This window comes from Dietzia aerolata (genome assembly GCF_014144865.1).
In the GTDB taxonomy this organism is placed as follows: Bacteria; Actinomycetota; Actinomycetes; order Mycobacteriales; family Mycobacteriaceae; genus Dietzia; species Dietzia aerolata.
Genome location: NZ_JAALDM010000045.1, coordinates 1 through 13,227, shown reverse-complemented (window position 1 = coordinate 13,227; position 13,227 = coordinate 1). Strand labels below are relative to the sequence as shown.

Annotated in this window: 14 protein-coding genes; all 14 read right to left on the bottom strand. The window is 68.4% G+C overall.

All coding sequences use genetic code 11. From position 1 onward, the window contains the following. Positions 1–257: 257 nt before the first annotated feature. A complete protein-coding gene (tyrS, locus tag G6016_RS03490) occupies positions 258–1,538 on the bottom strand; it encodes a tyrosine--tRNA ligase (RefSeq protein ID WP_182631315.1) in 1,281 nt (426 codons plus the stop codon). Further along, the gene (locus G6016_RS03485) at positions 1,535–2,170 is read right to left on the bottom strand and encodes a DNA-3-methyladenine glycosylase (protein ID WP_277815108.1); all 636 of its coding nucleotides are present in this window, start codon (positions 2,168–2,170) and stop codon (positions 1,535–1,537) included. Before G6016_RS03485 ends, tyrS begins: the two co-directional genes overlap by 4 nt. 53 nt (positions 2,171–2,223) lie before the next feature. Further along, a complete protein-coding gene (locus G6016_RS03480; RefSeq protein WP_182631314.1) occupies positions 2,224–2,454 on the bottom strand; it encodes a Trm112 family protein in 231 nt (76 codons plus the stop codon). 5 nt (positions 2,455–2,459) lie between these two features. Then, positions 2,460–3,899 carry an argininosuccinate lyase gene (argH, locus tag G6016_RS03475; RefSeq protein ID WP_182631313.1) on the bottom strand — a complete coding sequence of 480 codons (1,440 nt, stop codon included), beginning with the start codon at positions 3,897–3,899 and terminating at the stop codon, positions 2,460–2,462. Further along, positions 3,896–5,095 (bottom strand): argininosuccinate synthase, encoded by a 1,200-nt coding sequence (locus G6016_RS03470; protein ID WP_182631312.1) that lies wholly within the window; start codon positions 5,093–5,095, stop codon positions 3,896–3,898. The genes argH and G6016_RS03470 overlap by 4 nt, the downstream gene beginning before the upstream one ends. A gap of 54 nt (positions 5,096–5,149) precedes the next feature. Further along, on the bottom strand, positions 5,150–5,647 hold the full coding sequence (locus G6016_RS03465) for an arginine repressor (RefSeq protein ID WP_182631311.1): 498 nt from the start codon (positions 5,645–5,647) through the stop codon (positions 5,150–5,152). Then, positions 5,644–6,615 (bottom strand): ornithine carbamoyltransferase, encoded by a 972-nt coding sequence (argF, locus tag G6016_RS03460; protein WP_182631310.1) that lies wholly within the window; start codon positions 6,613–6,615, stop codon positions 5,644–5,646. Before argF ends, G6016_RS03465 begins: the two co-directional genes overlap by 4 nt. Continuing rightward, entirely contained in the window at positions 6,612–7,826 is a 1,215-nt protein-coding gene (locus G6016_RS03455; protein ID WP_182631309.1) for an acetylornithine transaminase, read from the bottom strand. Before G6016_RS03455 ends, argF begins: the two co-directional genes overlap by 4 nt. Beyond that, positions 7,823–8,758 (bottom strand): acetylglutamate kinase, encoded by a 936-nt coding sequence (gene argB, locus G6016_RS03450; protein ID WP_182631308.1) that lies wholly within the window; start codon positions 8,756–8,758, stop codon positions 7,823–7,825. The genes G6016_RS03455 and argB overlap by 4 nt, the downstream gene beginning before the upstream one ends. 1 nt (position 8,759) lies before the next feature. Beyond that, positions 8,760–9,317, bottom strand: a complete 558-nt coding sequence (locus G6016_RS03445) for a hypothetical protein (RefSeq protein ID WP_182631307.1) — start codon at positions 9,315–9,317, stop codon at positions 8,760–8,762. After that, positions 9,314–10,351 (bottom strand): N-acetyl-gamma-glutamyl-phosphate reductase, encoded by a 1,038-nt coding sequence (argC, locus tag G6016_RS03440; RefSeq protein ID WP_182631306.1) that lies wholly within the window; start codon positions 10,349–10,351, stop codon positions 9,314–9,316. The genes G6016_RS03445 and argC overlap by 4 nt, the downstream gene beginning before the upstream one ends. An 80-nt stretch (positions 10,352–10,431) precedes the next feature. Beyond that, positions 10,432–11,175, bottom strand: a complete 744-nt coding sequence (locus G6016_RS03435) for a DUF2786 domain-containing protein (protein WP_182631305.1) — start codon at positions 11,173–11,175, stop codon at positions 10,432–10,434. Between the two features lie 144 nt (positions 11,176–11,319). Then, positions 11,320–12,150, bottom strand: coding sequence for a bifunctional hydroxymethylpyrimidine kinase/phosphomethylpyrimidine kinase (gene thiD / locus G6016_RS03430; RefSeq protein WP_338403499.1), 831 nt, complete (start codon positions 12,148–12,150; stop codon positions 11,320–11,322). Further along, the coding region (locus tag G6016_RS03425) for a phenylalanine--tRNA ligase subunit beta-related protein (protein WP_479682400.1) at positions 12,143–13,227 on the bottom strand (1,085 nt) is incomplete at its 5' end. The genes thiD and G6016_RS03425, both read right to left, overlap by 8 nt.

The following is a 13,227-nucleotide window of genomic DNA, read 5'->3' as shown; positions in this document are numbered from 1 at the left end:
CTCGCCGCCCCAGCTCGGGGCAACTTCTCCAGGCTAGCAGGCTCTCCGTTCCCGGTCAAAACCGGGCATTTCTCGAACCCGCTCCGTGGAGCGCGCCTGCCTTGCACGACCCCGTTCCTTTCGGTCCGGGCTCGCTCTCGGCGACGTCCATTAAGTTACGCAGACATGAATGGAAACGCAAACCTGCAGGTAGATCGGCTTTAAAACACGAAAACGCCGACATGGTCGGCGTTTTCGTGTTAGGGATCGACCTCTGGTCAGACGATCCGGATCCCCGCGAAGCTCTTCTTGCCCCGCCGCAGCACCAGCCAGCTTCCATGAAGCAGGTCGTCCGCGGTTGGCGTCCACTCGGGATCCGAGATGCGCTCGTTGTTCACGTAGGCACCACCTTCACCGACAGCTCGGCGGGCCGCGCCCTTGCTCGGGCAGAGACCGCTGGCAACCAAAAGGTCGGTGATCGTCTGCGGATCATCGGATTCGACGTTGGCGGACCCGGCATCCTCGAGGGCCGCGGCGAGGGTGACCTCGTCCAGGCCGGAGATCTCGCCCCGGCCGAACAGTGCTTGGGCGGCGGCCTGAACGGATTCGGTCGCCTCGACACCGTGGACGAGAGTCGTCATCTCCTCGGCGAGGCGCTTCTGCGCGGCGCGCAGATGCGGCTTCTCGGCGGTGATCGCCTCGAGTTCCTCGATCTCCTCCCTGCCGAGGAAGGAGAACCACCGCAGGTAGCGCACGACGTCGGCGTCCGCGGTGTTGAGGAAGTACTGGTACCAGGTGTACGGACTGGTCATGGCGGCGTCCAGCCAGAGACTGCCGCCGCCGGTGGACTTGCCGAACTTCGTGCCGTCGGATGCGGTCACGAGCGGGACGGTCATGGCGTGGACCGATTCACCGTCGACGCGTCGGTTCAGGTCGACACCGCCGACGATGTTGCCCCACTGGTCAGATCCACCGATCTGGAGTGTGCAATCCAGGTTGCGCCGCAGCTGCAGGAAGTCATTGGCCTGGAGCAGCATGTAGGAGAACTCGGTGTAGGAGATCCCGTCCCCGTCGAGCCGGCGCTTGACGGTGTCTCGGCCGAGCATGGTGTTGAGGGAGAAGTGCTTTCCCACGTCGCGCAGGAACTCGATCACCGACAGGTGTCCGGTCCATTGCATGTTGTTGACGATGCGTGCCCCGGTGGGTCCTTCGGTGAGGTCGACGAAGCGCTCGAGCTGGCCGGAGATCCGTTCGGCCCAGCCCGCCACGGTGTCCGAGGTGTTCATGACGCGCTCACCGATGTCGCGGGGATCCCCGATCATTCCGGTGGCTCCGCCGGCGAGGACGATCGGCCGGTGTCCGGCGAGCTGGAAGCGCCGCAGCGTCAGGAGCGGGATGAGGTGACCGGCGTGCAGGCTCGGCCCGGTGGGGTCGAAGCCGCAATACAGCGACACCATTCCCTCGTCGAGATGGGCACGGAGCGAGTCGAGGTCCGTCGACTGGGCGATCAGGCCACGCCACTGCAGGTCATCGAGGATGTTGTTGGTCACGCCGTTCATTGTCCCCCATCGCCCCGGGTGTCGACCACGGGGCGGGTCACCGCGGGTGCCCGCGGGCTACGTCGGTAGGCCGAAACCTCCCGGGCCCCGGCGATCCAGAACCGCCAGTGCCGGTCGGCCTCGCGGGAGACCCCGACCCTGGGGCCGGAGCGAATCTGGTCGGTGGCGGGCGGGTCAGGAGAAAACAGAACCGGCGACGACGACGAGTTGAACACGTCCACACCTCGATATGACATGTCGATTCCGAGGGTGCGGCCGAGATTGCCCGGTCCGCGGGCGACAGTGTGGGGCGTGACGCCGGGCCGGCGGATAGACACCACGTCGTGGCCGCGTTCCAGGCGTGCCGCCCGCAGCAGTACGCCCCCACCCTCGCCAGCCGGGCGACAGGTGATGTTCACACAATGGTGGATGCCGTGACTGAGGTAGACGTATAGGTGGCCGGCATCGCCGAACATCACCTGGTTGCGCTCGGTCGGGCCCGGCCACGTGTGGGCGGCGGCATCCGGGTGAGCAGAAGCCGCAGGTCCCCCGTAGGCCTCGACCTCGACGATCCGGACCGACACGGCTCCGTGTGTGAGCGTCCCACCGAGGATCATCCGCGCGGCCTCGTCGGGCGCCGCCTCCCTCAGCAGGCTCCTGAAGGGATGGGCGACGCCGGACGGGGCCACGTGCGGATCGGAAGGGTTCACTCCGGGGAGGAGGTCTCCCCCGCCCCCGCCTTGGCGAGTAGCTCTGCGTGCTCGGCCTCGTCGACCTCGCGCGATTCGTCGACCAGCAGGACCGGGATGCCGTCGTCGATCCGGTAGGCGCGGCCCAGACGCTGGTTGTACAGCGTGTCATCACCGATCAGCAGGAGCGGCCCCTTGTCCTCGGGGCAGGCGAGAATTTCCAGCAGACGTGCGTCGATGACGGACATGGCGCTCACCCTACCCAGCCGGCGAGTTCGTCACGGAACTCGCCCAACCGGTTCCGCTGGACCGCCACAGCATCGCCGGCTGTCCCACCGCGTGCGTTACGAGAGGCGATCGACCCCGCGACCGTGAGCACTTCACGTACCTCGGGTGTCAGTGCGGGGTCGATGGCGGCGAGCTCGTCGTCGTCGAGCTCATCAAGACCGGCACCACGTGCCTCGGCGACACGCACGCACTCCCCCGCCGCCTCGTGGGCGACGCGAAACGGCACGCCCTGCCGGACCATCCACTCGGCGATGTCCGTGGCCAGGGTGTAGCCCGCCGGGGCGAGCTCGGCGAGCCGCTCGGGGTGGAAGGTGAGTGTGCCGACCAGGCCCGCCATCGCCGGAAGCAAGAGGTCGAGCTGGGCGACCGAGTCGAAGACCGGCTCCTTGTCCTCCTGTAGATCCCGGTTGTAGGCCAGCGGCTGGGCCTTGAGCGTGGCGAGCAGTCCGGTGAGGTTGCCGATCAGTCGCCCGGTCTTGCCGCGCATCAGCTCGGCGACGTCCGGGTTCTTCTTCTGCGGCATGATCGAGCTGCCCGTCGACCACTCGTCGGCCAGCGTGACGTAGCCGAACTCCGGTGTCGACCAGGCGATGATCTCCTCCGCCAGGCGCGACAGGTCCACCGCGATCTGGGCCAGCACGTACGAGGCCTCGGCAGCGAAGTCGCGCGAGCTCGTGGCATCGATCGAGTTGTCCGCGGCCCGGTCAAAGCCGAGCTCCGCGGCGATCGCGTCCGGGTCCAGCCCGAGGGAGGAACCCGCGAGCGCACCGGAGCCGTACGGCGAGACCGCCAGACGCCGATCCAGGTCCCGGATCCGGTCCAGGTCCCGCAGCAACGGCTGCGCATGCGCGAGCAACTGGTGCGAGAGCAGGACCGGCTGGGCGGCCTGGAAGTGGGTCTTGCCCGGCATGACGGTGTCGGGGTGTGCGTCGGCCTGCGCCACGAGCGCGTCGACCACGTCGAGCACGCCCGCCGCCACCGCGCGCACCGCGTCGCGCAACCACATGCGGAACAGCGTCGCGACCTGGTCGTTCCGGGACCGGCCGGCCCGCAGCCGACCACCGACCTCGGGGCCGACCCGCTCGATCAGGCCGCGCTCCAGTGCCCCGTGCACATCTTCGTCCGACTCCTCGGGAACGAACTCCCCGGAGTCGACATCGGCGGCCAGGCGGTCCAGTCCATCGAGCATCGCGTCGAGGTCGGCACCGCTGAGCAGCCCGGCACGATGCAGGACGCGGGAGTGCGCCTTGGAGGCCCGGATGTCGTACGGCGCGAGCTCCCAGTCGAAGTGCGTGGATTTGCTCAGCGCGGCCATCGCCTCCGCGGGGCCTCCGGCGAACCGGCCACCCCACAGTGCTCCGGTGTTGGTTCCGTGCCGGTCGTCCCGGCCCTGCTCCTCGCTCACAGGCCCAGGTCCCGCTTGGCGGCGATCTTGGAGCTCAGTCCGTGGAGGTTGACGAAGCCCTTGGCGTAGCTCTGGTCGAACGAGTCGCCCTCGTCGTAGGTCGCCAGGTTGAAGTCGTACAGCGAGGAGTCCGAGCGGCGACCGTTGACGATGATCTGACCGGCGTGCAGCACCAGGCGGATGTCGCCGGTGACGTGCTCCTGGGTGCTCTCGATGAACGCGTCGAGCGCGTACTTCAGCGGGGAGAACCACAGTCCGTCGTAGACGGCGTTGGACCAGGTGTCGGTGACACCCGACTTGTAGCGGGCGAGCTCGCGCTCGAGTGTGACGTCCTCGAGGGCCTTGTGCGCGGTGATGAGGACCATCGCGCCCGGGGCCTCGTAGATCTCGCGGCTCTTGATGCCGACGAGGCGGTCCTCGACCATGTCGATCCGGCCGACACCCTGGGCGCCGCCGCGACGGTTGAGCTCCTCGATCGCCTCCAGCACGGTGACCTTGCGGCCGTCGATCGCGACGGGCACGCCGGCCTGAAACGAAATGGTGACCTCGTCCGGTGCGGCGAAGTTGAGGGTCGGGTCCTCGGTGTAGTCGTAGACGTCCTTGGTCGGGGCGTTCCACAGGTCCTCGAGGAAGCCGGTCTCGACGGCGCGGCCCCAGACGTTCTGGTCGATCGAGAACGGCGACTTCTTGGTGACGTTGATCGGGATCTCGTTCTGCTCCGCGAACTCGATGGCCTTCTCGCGGGTCCACGCGTAGTCGCGGACCGGCGCGATCACGTCGAGATCAGGTGCCAGAGCACCGAAGCCGACCTCGAATCGCACCTGGTCATTGCCCTTACCGGTGCATCCATGGGCGACGGCCGTGCCGCCGTGCTCCTTGGCTGCCTCGACGAGGTGCTTGACGATCAACGGGCGGGAGATGGCCGACACCAGCGGGTACTCCCGCATGTACATGCCATTGGCCTTGATGGTCGGTGCGCAGTAATCGTCGGCGAACTCGTCGCGAGCGTCGACGACGACCGACTCGACGGCGCCACAATCCAGGGCACGCTGACCCACGACGTCCATGTCCTCGCCGCCCTGACCGAGGTCGATGGCGACGGCGACGACCTCGGCGCCGGTCTCCTTACCGATCCAGCTGATGGCAACGGAGGTGTCGAGGCCGCCGGAGTAGGCGAGGATGACGCGATCGGTCATGGTGTTCTCCTTCAGAGTGTTCGCTGTCTAGGTGTTCAAGGGTAGGTGGTCGGCTCAGAGCTGGCGTCGAGCCAGGGCCGTGAGTCGGTCCGCGAGCTCTGCACCGCGAACCGGTTCGCGGGCCATCACGAATATGGTGTCATCCCCGGCGATCGTGCCCACCACGTCGTCGAGGTTTGCGCGATCAAGTGCGCTGGCCAGGAAATTCGCGGCGCCCGGGGGTGTCCGGAGGACCACCATGTTCCCGCTGTGGTCGGCGGAGACGAGCAGCTCCCCGAGTAGTCGCCCGAGTCGGTCGGTGCCCCCCGGGATGCCCGGCACGTGGCTTCCGTCCTCCGGGATCACATACCGGCCGACGCCGCCGTCTGCTGCACGGAGCTTGACCGCCCCGAGCTCGTCGAGGTCACGGCTCAGGGTCGCGATCGCCACCTCGATCCCCTCCCCCGCGAGTACCTCCGCGAGTTCTGTCTGGCTGCTGACCGGTCGTGCGCGCAGGATCTCGGCGATGCGCGCGTGACGCGCCGTCCGGCTGACTCCGCCGACCGCGGTCACGATCGCTCCATCAGCCAGACGAGTAGCGCTTTCTGGGCGTGCAGTCGGTTTTCTGCCTCGTCGAACACCCTGCTGCGAGGCCCGTCGATGACCTCGGCGGTGATCTCCTTCTCGCGGTACGCCGGCAGGCAATGCAGGACGATGACGTCATCCGAGGCCTTGTCGACCGCTGACTGTCCCAGCTGGTAGTCCGCCAGGTCGCGCAGTCGCTCGGTGGCCGAGTCCTCCATGCCCATCGACACCCACGTGTCGGTGATGAGGACGTCCGCGTCGACCACCGCGGTGTCGACGTCGGTGGTGATGGTGACCGAGCCACCGGTCTTCGCGGCGATCGCCTCGGCGTCGGCGACGACCTGCCCGGTCGGCTGGTAGCCCTCCGGGGCAGCGATCGTGATGTGCATCCCCGCCGTCGCGAATCCCAGCAGGTACGAGTGCCCCATGTTGTTGGCACCGTCGCCGAGGTAGACCGCCCGCAGTCCGGCGGTGCGTCCGAAGTTCTCGCGGATCGTGAGCAGGTCGGCGAGGATCTGGCAGGGGTGGAAATCGTCGGTGAGGGCGTTGACCACCGGCACCGACGAGTGGGCCGCGAGTTCACCGAGACCGGCCTGAGAGTAGGTCCGCCACACGATCGCCTCGACGTACCGCGACATCACCATCGCAGTATCGGAAAGGGTCTCACCCTTGCCCATCTGCGTGGACCCGGATTCCACCACGATCGCGTTTCCACCGAGCTGCGCGATGCCGGCGTCAAAGGAGAAGCGTGTTCGCGTCGAGGTCTTGTCGAAGATCACCGCGACCGACTTCGGGCCCTCGAGGGGGCGTGCCGAGAACGGCTCGGCCTTGAGTCGCAGTCCCAGGTCCAGGACCTCAGCCTGTTCGGCGGGGCTGAGGTCGTCATCCCGGAGGAAGTGGCGCGGAGCTGATCCGGCCGCAGTCGGCGTCTGGGACGGATTGGTCGTACCGGTCATGACGAGGTCTCCTTCTCGGACGCGGTGTCGAGGATCGCGGGCAGGGCGGCAACGACCTGTGCGACCTGTTCTTCGGTGAGGATGAGCGGCGGGGCGAGCCGGACGACGTCCGGTCCGGTGGCCCCCATCAGGATCCCCGCGTCGCGAGCGGCCACCTCGACCTCCTTCGCGCGGGCAGCGGTGAGCACCACGCCGAGCAGGAGTCCGCGACCGCGAACATGATCGATCAGCGGATGATCGAGACATTCGATCTCGGCCGCGAACATCTTGCCGAGCCGGTCCACGTGTGCCACCAGATCCTCGGACTCAATCGTGTCCAGGACGGCGTTCGCGGCGGCGCACGCGACGGGATTGCCGCCGAATGTCGTGCCGTGTTGCCCGGCGGTGAGCAGCACCCCCGCCTCACCGATTCCGAGGCAGGCCCCGATCGGCAGTCCGCCCCCGAGCCCCTTCGCCAGGGTGATGACGTCGGGGACGACGCCGGCCTTGCGGATGGCGAACATGGCACCCGTGCGTGCGATTCCGGTCTGTACCTCGTCGACGATCATGAGGATGCCGTGTTCGGTGCACAGCTGCCGCACCTCGGCGAGGAATCCCTCCGGGGGCTCGACGACGCCGCCCTCTCCCTGCACTGGTTCGAGGATCACGGCAGCGGTGTCCGCCGGCGCCTGCTCGACCAGTGCCCGAAGCGCTGCGATGTCGCCGTAGGGGTAGTACTCGACGCCGGCGGGCATCGGCTCGAAAGGTGCCCTTTTGGCGGGCTGTCCGGTCATCGCCAACGCACCCATGGTCCGTCCATGGAAGCCGTTCTCGGCGGCGAGGATCCGCGACCGTCCGGTGCGGCGGGCGATCTTAAATGCGGCTTCGTTGGCTTCGGCTCCCGAGTTGCAGAAGAACGCGCGTACCGGCTGGTCAACCGCCAGGAGCGACTCCAGTCGCTCGGCCAGCCTGACGACCTCCGGATGGACGTAGAGGTTGGAGACGTGCCCCAGTTCGGCGATCTGCGCACTGACGGCCGAAACCACTGCCGGATGTGCGTGTCCGAGTGAGTTGACCGCGATCCCGGCGAGCAGGTCAAGGTACTCGCGCCCGTCGGCTGCGGTCACGACGGCGCCCCGGCCGGAGACCAGCTCGAGCGGCGGGGTGCCGTAGTTGCGCATCAACGCGGTGTCCCATCGGGCGGTGAGAGTGGTGCTGTCCTGCTGGCTCACGAGTCTTCTCCTGCTGATGTCCTGGTCTCGTGGTCACCCTCGGTGACCATGGTGCCGATGCCGCCCTCGGTGAGGATCTCCAGGAGCACTGAATGCTCGACGCGACCATCTATGACGTGTGCTGCGCCGACGCCGCCCTGGACCGCCGCGAGGCAGGCCTCCATCTTGGGGACCATCCCACTTTCCAGGGACGGCAAGAGCGACTCGAGCGGCCTGGTCCCGAGATGGGAGACGCGCGATGAGCGATCCGGCCAATTGGTGTAGAGGCCCTCTACATCTGTCAATACGACGAGCTTCTCGGCGCCGAGTTTCGCGGCGAGTGCCCCGGCCGCGGAGTCGGCGTTGATGTTGTGCACGATGCCGTCCGCGTCGGGCGCGATGGTCGAGACCACCGGGATACGCCCGGCCTCGATGAGGTCGAGCACTGCGCCGGGCTCGACCGCGGCGACATCGCCGACGAGGCCGATGTCAGTGGGCTCCCCGTCGACCATTGCCGTCCGGCGGACTGCGGTGAACAGGCCCGCGTCCTCACCGGAGATCCCGACCGCGTACGGACCGTGGGCGTTGATCAGTCCCACGAGCTCGCGCCCGACCTGACCGAACAGAACCATCCGAACGACGTCCATGACCTCGGGGGTCGTGACGCGGAAGCCGCCGCGGAACTCCCCTTCCAGGCCCAGCCGCCCGAGCATCGATGTGATCTGCGGACCTCCGCCGTGGACGACGACCGGTTTGATGCCGCAGGTTCGCAGGAAGACCATGTCCGCCGCGAATGCTTCCTTGAGCTTGTCGTCGACCATGGCGTTGCCGCCGTACTTGACCACGACGATCTTGTCGTGGAACTTCTGCAGCCACGGCAATGCCTCAGCGAGGACGTGCGCGCGGACGAACGGCGTCAGCTGGGTGGAACCGTCGTTCATCGAGGTGGGCATGTCATTCGCCTCCGGGGGTAACGGGCTGAGCAGTGTTATCGGGCTGAATAGTGGTATCTGGTTGGGCAGTGGCGGGGATGGTCACGGTCACGCGGACATCAGCGCCGCCGCGGTGCGGGAACCGAAATTCGGCGCCGTCGGCGGTCCGCGTCGGCCGTGGCCACGGACCGCGTGCGGGGTCGGGACGAAAGACCAGTATCTCGATCGCGCCGGCCTCGATCCCCGATCGTTCTCCGGCGAAGCGGGCCACGTCCTCGGCGACGCTGTGTGCAAACGTGAAGTCGGCACCGGGATCGTCGAATCCGGGCCCGTCCAACAGGACGACTGCCCGTACCGACGGAACCTGGGCACTCAGTTCGCTCCATCGCAGCTCCACTGCGTCCGCGCCTTCGCCGTTGGTCTCGAGGATCACGGTGGAGCCGGCCGGGGCGAGCCAGAACATCGCGTCGTTCTCGGCCGGATCCCACCATCGCTCCAGCCCGTGCTCCCGTCCGCCGGGGGTCGCACCGGCGAGCACACCGCCGGCGCAGGACGGGCTACTCCCGGACCGATCGGTCACGGGGCTATACCGACCGTGCCGAGCCCCGCCGTCTCGGGCAGTCCGAGCGCGATGTTCATTGACTGGATGGCACCTCCGGCGGTGCCCTTGGCCAGGTTGTCGATCGCTGCGGTGAAGACGGCGCGGCCCGCGCGCTCGTCGACTTCGATGCCCAGTTGGACAGCGTTGGAGCCGAGCACGGAGGCGGTCATCGGCTGCACTCCTGCGGAGAGGAGGTGGACGAACGGCTCGTCGGCGAAGGTCTCGGCGTAGAGCTCACGGAGCTCGTCCGCGGTAGCGGTGGTCGGCGCGACGGCGGTGGTGAGGATGCCGCGAGCCATCGGCGCCAGCACCGGGGTGAAGCTCACCGAGACCTCCGCATCGGTGACCGCCCGGAGGTTCTGGGTGATCTCCGGGGTGTGCCGGTGGGTGGTGACACCGTAGGCCTTGGCCGAGCCGGTGACCTCGGAGGCGAGCATGGGAACCTTGGCGGACTTTCCCGCACCGGAGGCCCCGGTCACCGACACGATGGTGATGCCGGTGGCGTCGACGAGCCCCTTCGCCACAGCCGGGAAGAGCGCAAGGGTCGCGCCGGTGGGGAAACACCCCGGGACCGCGACGCGGCGGGTCGACCGCAACGCGTCGCGGGCCCCGGGGAGTTCAGGCAGCCCGTACGGCCAGGTCCCGGCGTGTGCGGATCCGTAGTACGCCTCCCAGTCACCGGCATCCGACAACCGGAAATCCGCCCCGAGGTCGATCACGAGGACGTCCGGGCCGAGCTGCTCTGCGATCGCCGCGGAGTGACCGTGCGGCAGGCCGAGGACTACCACGTCGTGCCCGGAGAGCGACTCGGCGCTGGTCTCCGCGAGAACCCGGTCAGCGAGCGGCAGGAGGTGCGGGTGGTGCTCGAAAAGCGTCTGCCCCGCATTGGATCCCGCCGCCAGGGTCCCGATCTCCAACTCACCCGTCAGATACGACGGATGAGTGAGCAGGAGTCGGAGAAACTCCCCGCCCGCGTATCCGGATGCACCTGCGACCGCTACCTTGATTGCCATGCGCACAAGTATGCATCACATTGCAACCTTTTGCATCCCCGGGTGTCGGAACGTCGACGCGCGAGCCGCGGGAGCCGCGGTCACGCCCCGATCTGCCGCCGTCCGCCGGCGAACCGGCTCTGGCCCAGGTCCACGGTGCCACCCACCCGGCGTCCCTCCTCGAGCCCGGAGGTCCCCACCCGTCGCCGCGAGCCCTTGACCGTGTGCGGGAAGCGACGGCGCATCGCCGACTCCGCGCGCTGGGAGTCCGAGCGGAGCACCAACCCCGCCCCTACCGCGTCCTCGCTCGCGGAGACCGCGCCGGCCTCGGCAGCCGCCAGCCGACGCCCGACCTCGAAGGCGAAGCCGGTCATGAAGGACTTGCGGTGCGTCACCGCAGAGATCCCCGGAGCAGGACGTTGCCGTGCCGCACCGGCGAGCATGATCCCGGTGAGCGCGCCGGCGAGCATCACCACCCTGTCGACATGCCGACGCACACCGACGACGTAGACGATGCGCTTACCGTCCGCTCGACGCGAGGTCACGGCCTTGCAGTGCATCGCGTTGGCCAACGAGGCGATCAGCCCGACCTGATCCGGTTGATACTTGCCCGACAGCACGTACTCGTGGACCAGCACCTCGGAGGCGGATTGATCCAGTCCGGATCTGGCCAACGCCTCGTCCACGCCGTACTTGGCAAGTAGCGCGTAGGCGCGCTCCAGGAGCACCTCCGCCTCGGGGGTTCCGGCCACGCTCTCAGCCTTGGCGAACAGCTTTCGAACCCGGTCGAGCGCCTTCTCGGACGACCGTGCGGAAGCGGACTGTGCGGAATCGGTGGTGTTCATGGATATCTCCTGACCGTCTGGTGGTTGTCGACGGAGACGTTCGCACACACATACGACACGAACGGGGATGCGACGCAATCGCGCCAGGTCAGCGGGCGCGGGTGGCGGTCGGTGGAGGCCGGGCCGGGCCGGGCCCGGCCGGGGTCAGTGGTGGAGGAACCAGGTGTGATCCAGCGGACCGGCGCCCTGTCCCACATCCAGGGTCAGCCCGCCGCGCAGGGCCCCGTCCATCCACGGTCGCACCCTGCGGTAGGCGCCCTCCCAGTCCGCCGCACCGACGCGGGCGGTCGCCAACGCGGAGGAGAGCGAACAGCCGGTGCCGTGCGTGTGCGGGGTATCCACGCGGACGAACGACAGCCGCAGGGTGGCACGACGGTCGCCCTCGGACTCCACCATCACGTCCTCGGCGCTGCCGTCCTCGAGGTCCCCGGTGGTCGCGAGGATCGCGCTGCCGGTCTGCTCGTGGACCAGCTCGGCCTGGCCGACGATCCCCTCGATGTCCGTGGCGGTCTCGGAACCGCACAGCACACCGAGCTCGGGCACGTTCGGGGTGACGAGGTCGACCAGCGGCACGAGGTCGCGCAACATGCGCGCCGCGTCGTCAGTCGCCAGGCGACCGCCGGTGGTGGCCACCATGACCGGGTCCAGAACGACATGAGGAGGACGACGACGACGAAGCCACGCGCCCACCGCCTCGACGAGTGAGCCCTCACCGAGCATGCCGATCTTGACGGCATCGATCCGGACATCATCAGCGACGGCGTCGAGTTGCGCGATGACCGTCTCGACGGGCACAGGGTGCACACCGGTCACCCCGCAGGTGTTCTGGACGGTCACCGCGGTGACCACGCCCATCGCGTATCCGCCCATCGCGGTCACGGCCTTGGTGTCGGCGAGCAGACCCGCACCACCCGACGGATCAGTACCGGCGATGCACAGCACCCGGGGCACCCGCGCTCCGGCTGCGTCAACCACGGAGGCTCGCCCCGACGACCTCGGCGGCCGCCTCCACCGCGGCGGTGCGCCACTGGCTGGCCTCGTCCTCGGTCAGTGTCCGGTCGTCGGCCCGGAACGTCAGTGCGTAGGCGAGCGACTTGCGGCCCTCGCCGAGCTGACTGCCGGTGTAGATGTCGAACAGTCGGACGCTCTCGAGGAGCTCGCCGCCGCCGGCGATCAGCGCCGCCTCGACGGCGGAGGCCGGCACGTCCGAGTCCACGACCACGGCGACGTCCTGGTTCACCGACGGGAACGACGAGATCGCCGGTGCGGGCAGCACCTCTCGGACGCCCATCGCGGTGAGATCGAGCTCCACCGCGCACGTCCGGGAAGGCAACCCGAGTCGCTCGCAGGCGGCGGGGTGTAGCTCACCGGCATGACCCACCACGGTGTCGTCGACCAGGACCTCGACACAGCGGCCGGGATGCCACGGGGCATACGAGGCGGCCCGCACCTGCGTCTCGACACCGAGCGCCGTGCCCACAACCTCGGCGGCGCGGACCGCGTCGAGCGCATCGGCATCCCGTCCCGGCGAGGCATGACCGGCGGGCTCGCGTCTACCGGTGTAGAGGGCCGCGACATGCAGCGGCTGGACCGGCAGCGAATCCTCGAGCCGCTGCTGCTCCTGCGCGGTGGGTTCGCGGTCCACCGGAAGCATCTCCACACCTGTAGTGGCAGGGGTCCGGAACGCCACCTGGGCGACCGAGTACAGCGCCAGGTCACGAGTGCCCCTGGTGAGGTTGCGACGAGTGATTTCCATCAACGATGGCAGCAACGTTGTCGCGAGATGCGCCTTATCGTTCTCCAGGGGATTGACCACGGACATCGTGCTGCGGCGCTCGTCGTCGTCGTCCAATCCCATCGCGTCGAACACGGACGGATCGCAGAACGGTGACGTGAGCACCTCCACGTGGCCGGCGGAGGCGAGGGCGCGGCCCACGGCGCGGCGGCCGCGTTGGGTCGCAGTGAGGCCACGGCCGGCGGGCGCGGTGGGCAGCACCGACGGGATGTCCTCCAGCCCCTCCAGGCGCAGCACCTCCTCCACCAGGTCGGCGG

Excerpts from the sequence above, each read along its gene's own strand:
- argC (WP_182631306.1), bottom strand. The coding sequence starts at position 10,351 with ATGGCAATCAAGGTAGCGGTCGCAGGTGCATCCGGATACGCGGGCGGG.
- G6016_RS03435 (WP_182631305.1), bottom strand. The coding sequence starts at position 11,175 with ATGAACACCACCGATTCCGCACAGTCCGCTTCCGCACGGTCGTCCGAG.
- G6016_RS03470 (WP_182631312.1), bottom strand. The coding sequence starts at position 5,095 with ATGACCGATCGCGTCATCCTCGCCTACTCCGGCGGCCTCGACACCTCC.
- argF (WP_182631310.1), bottom strand. The coding sequence starts at position 6,615 with ATGACCGGTACGACCAATCCGTCCCAGACGCCGACTGCGGCCGGATCA.
- tyrS (WP_182631315.1), bottom strand. The coding sequence starts at position 1,538 with ATGAACGGCGTGACCAACAACATCCTCGATGACCTGCAGTGGCGTGGC.
- G6016_RS03480 (WP_182631314.1), bottom strand. The coding sequence starts at position 2,454 with ATGTCCGTCATCGACGCACGTCTGCTGGAAATTCTCGCCTGCCCCGAG.
- argB (WP_182631308.1), bottom strand. The coding sequence starts at position 8,758 with ATGCCCACCTCGATGAACGACGGTTCCACCCAGCTGACGCCGTTCGTC.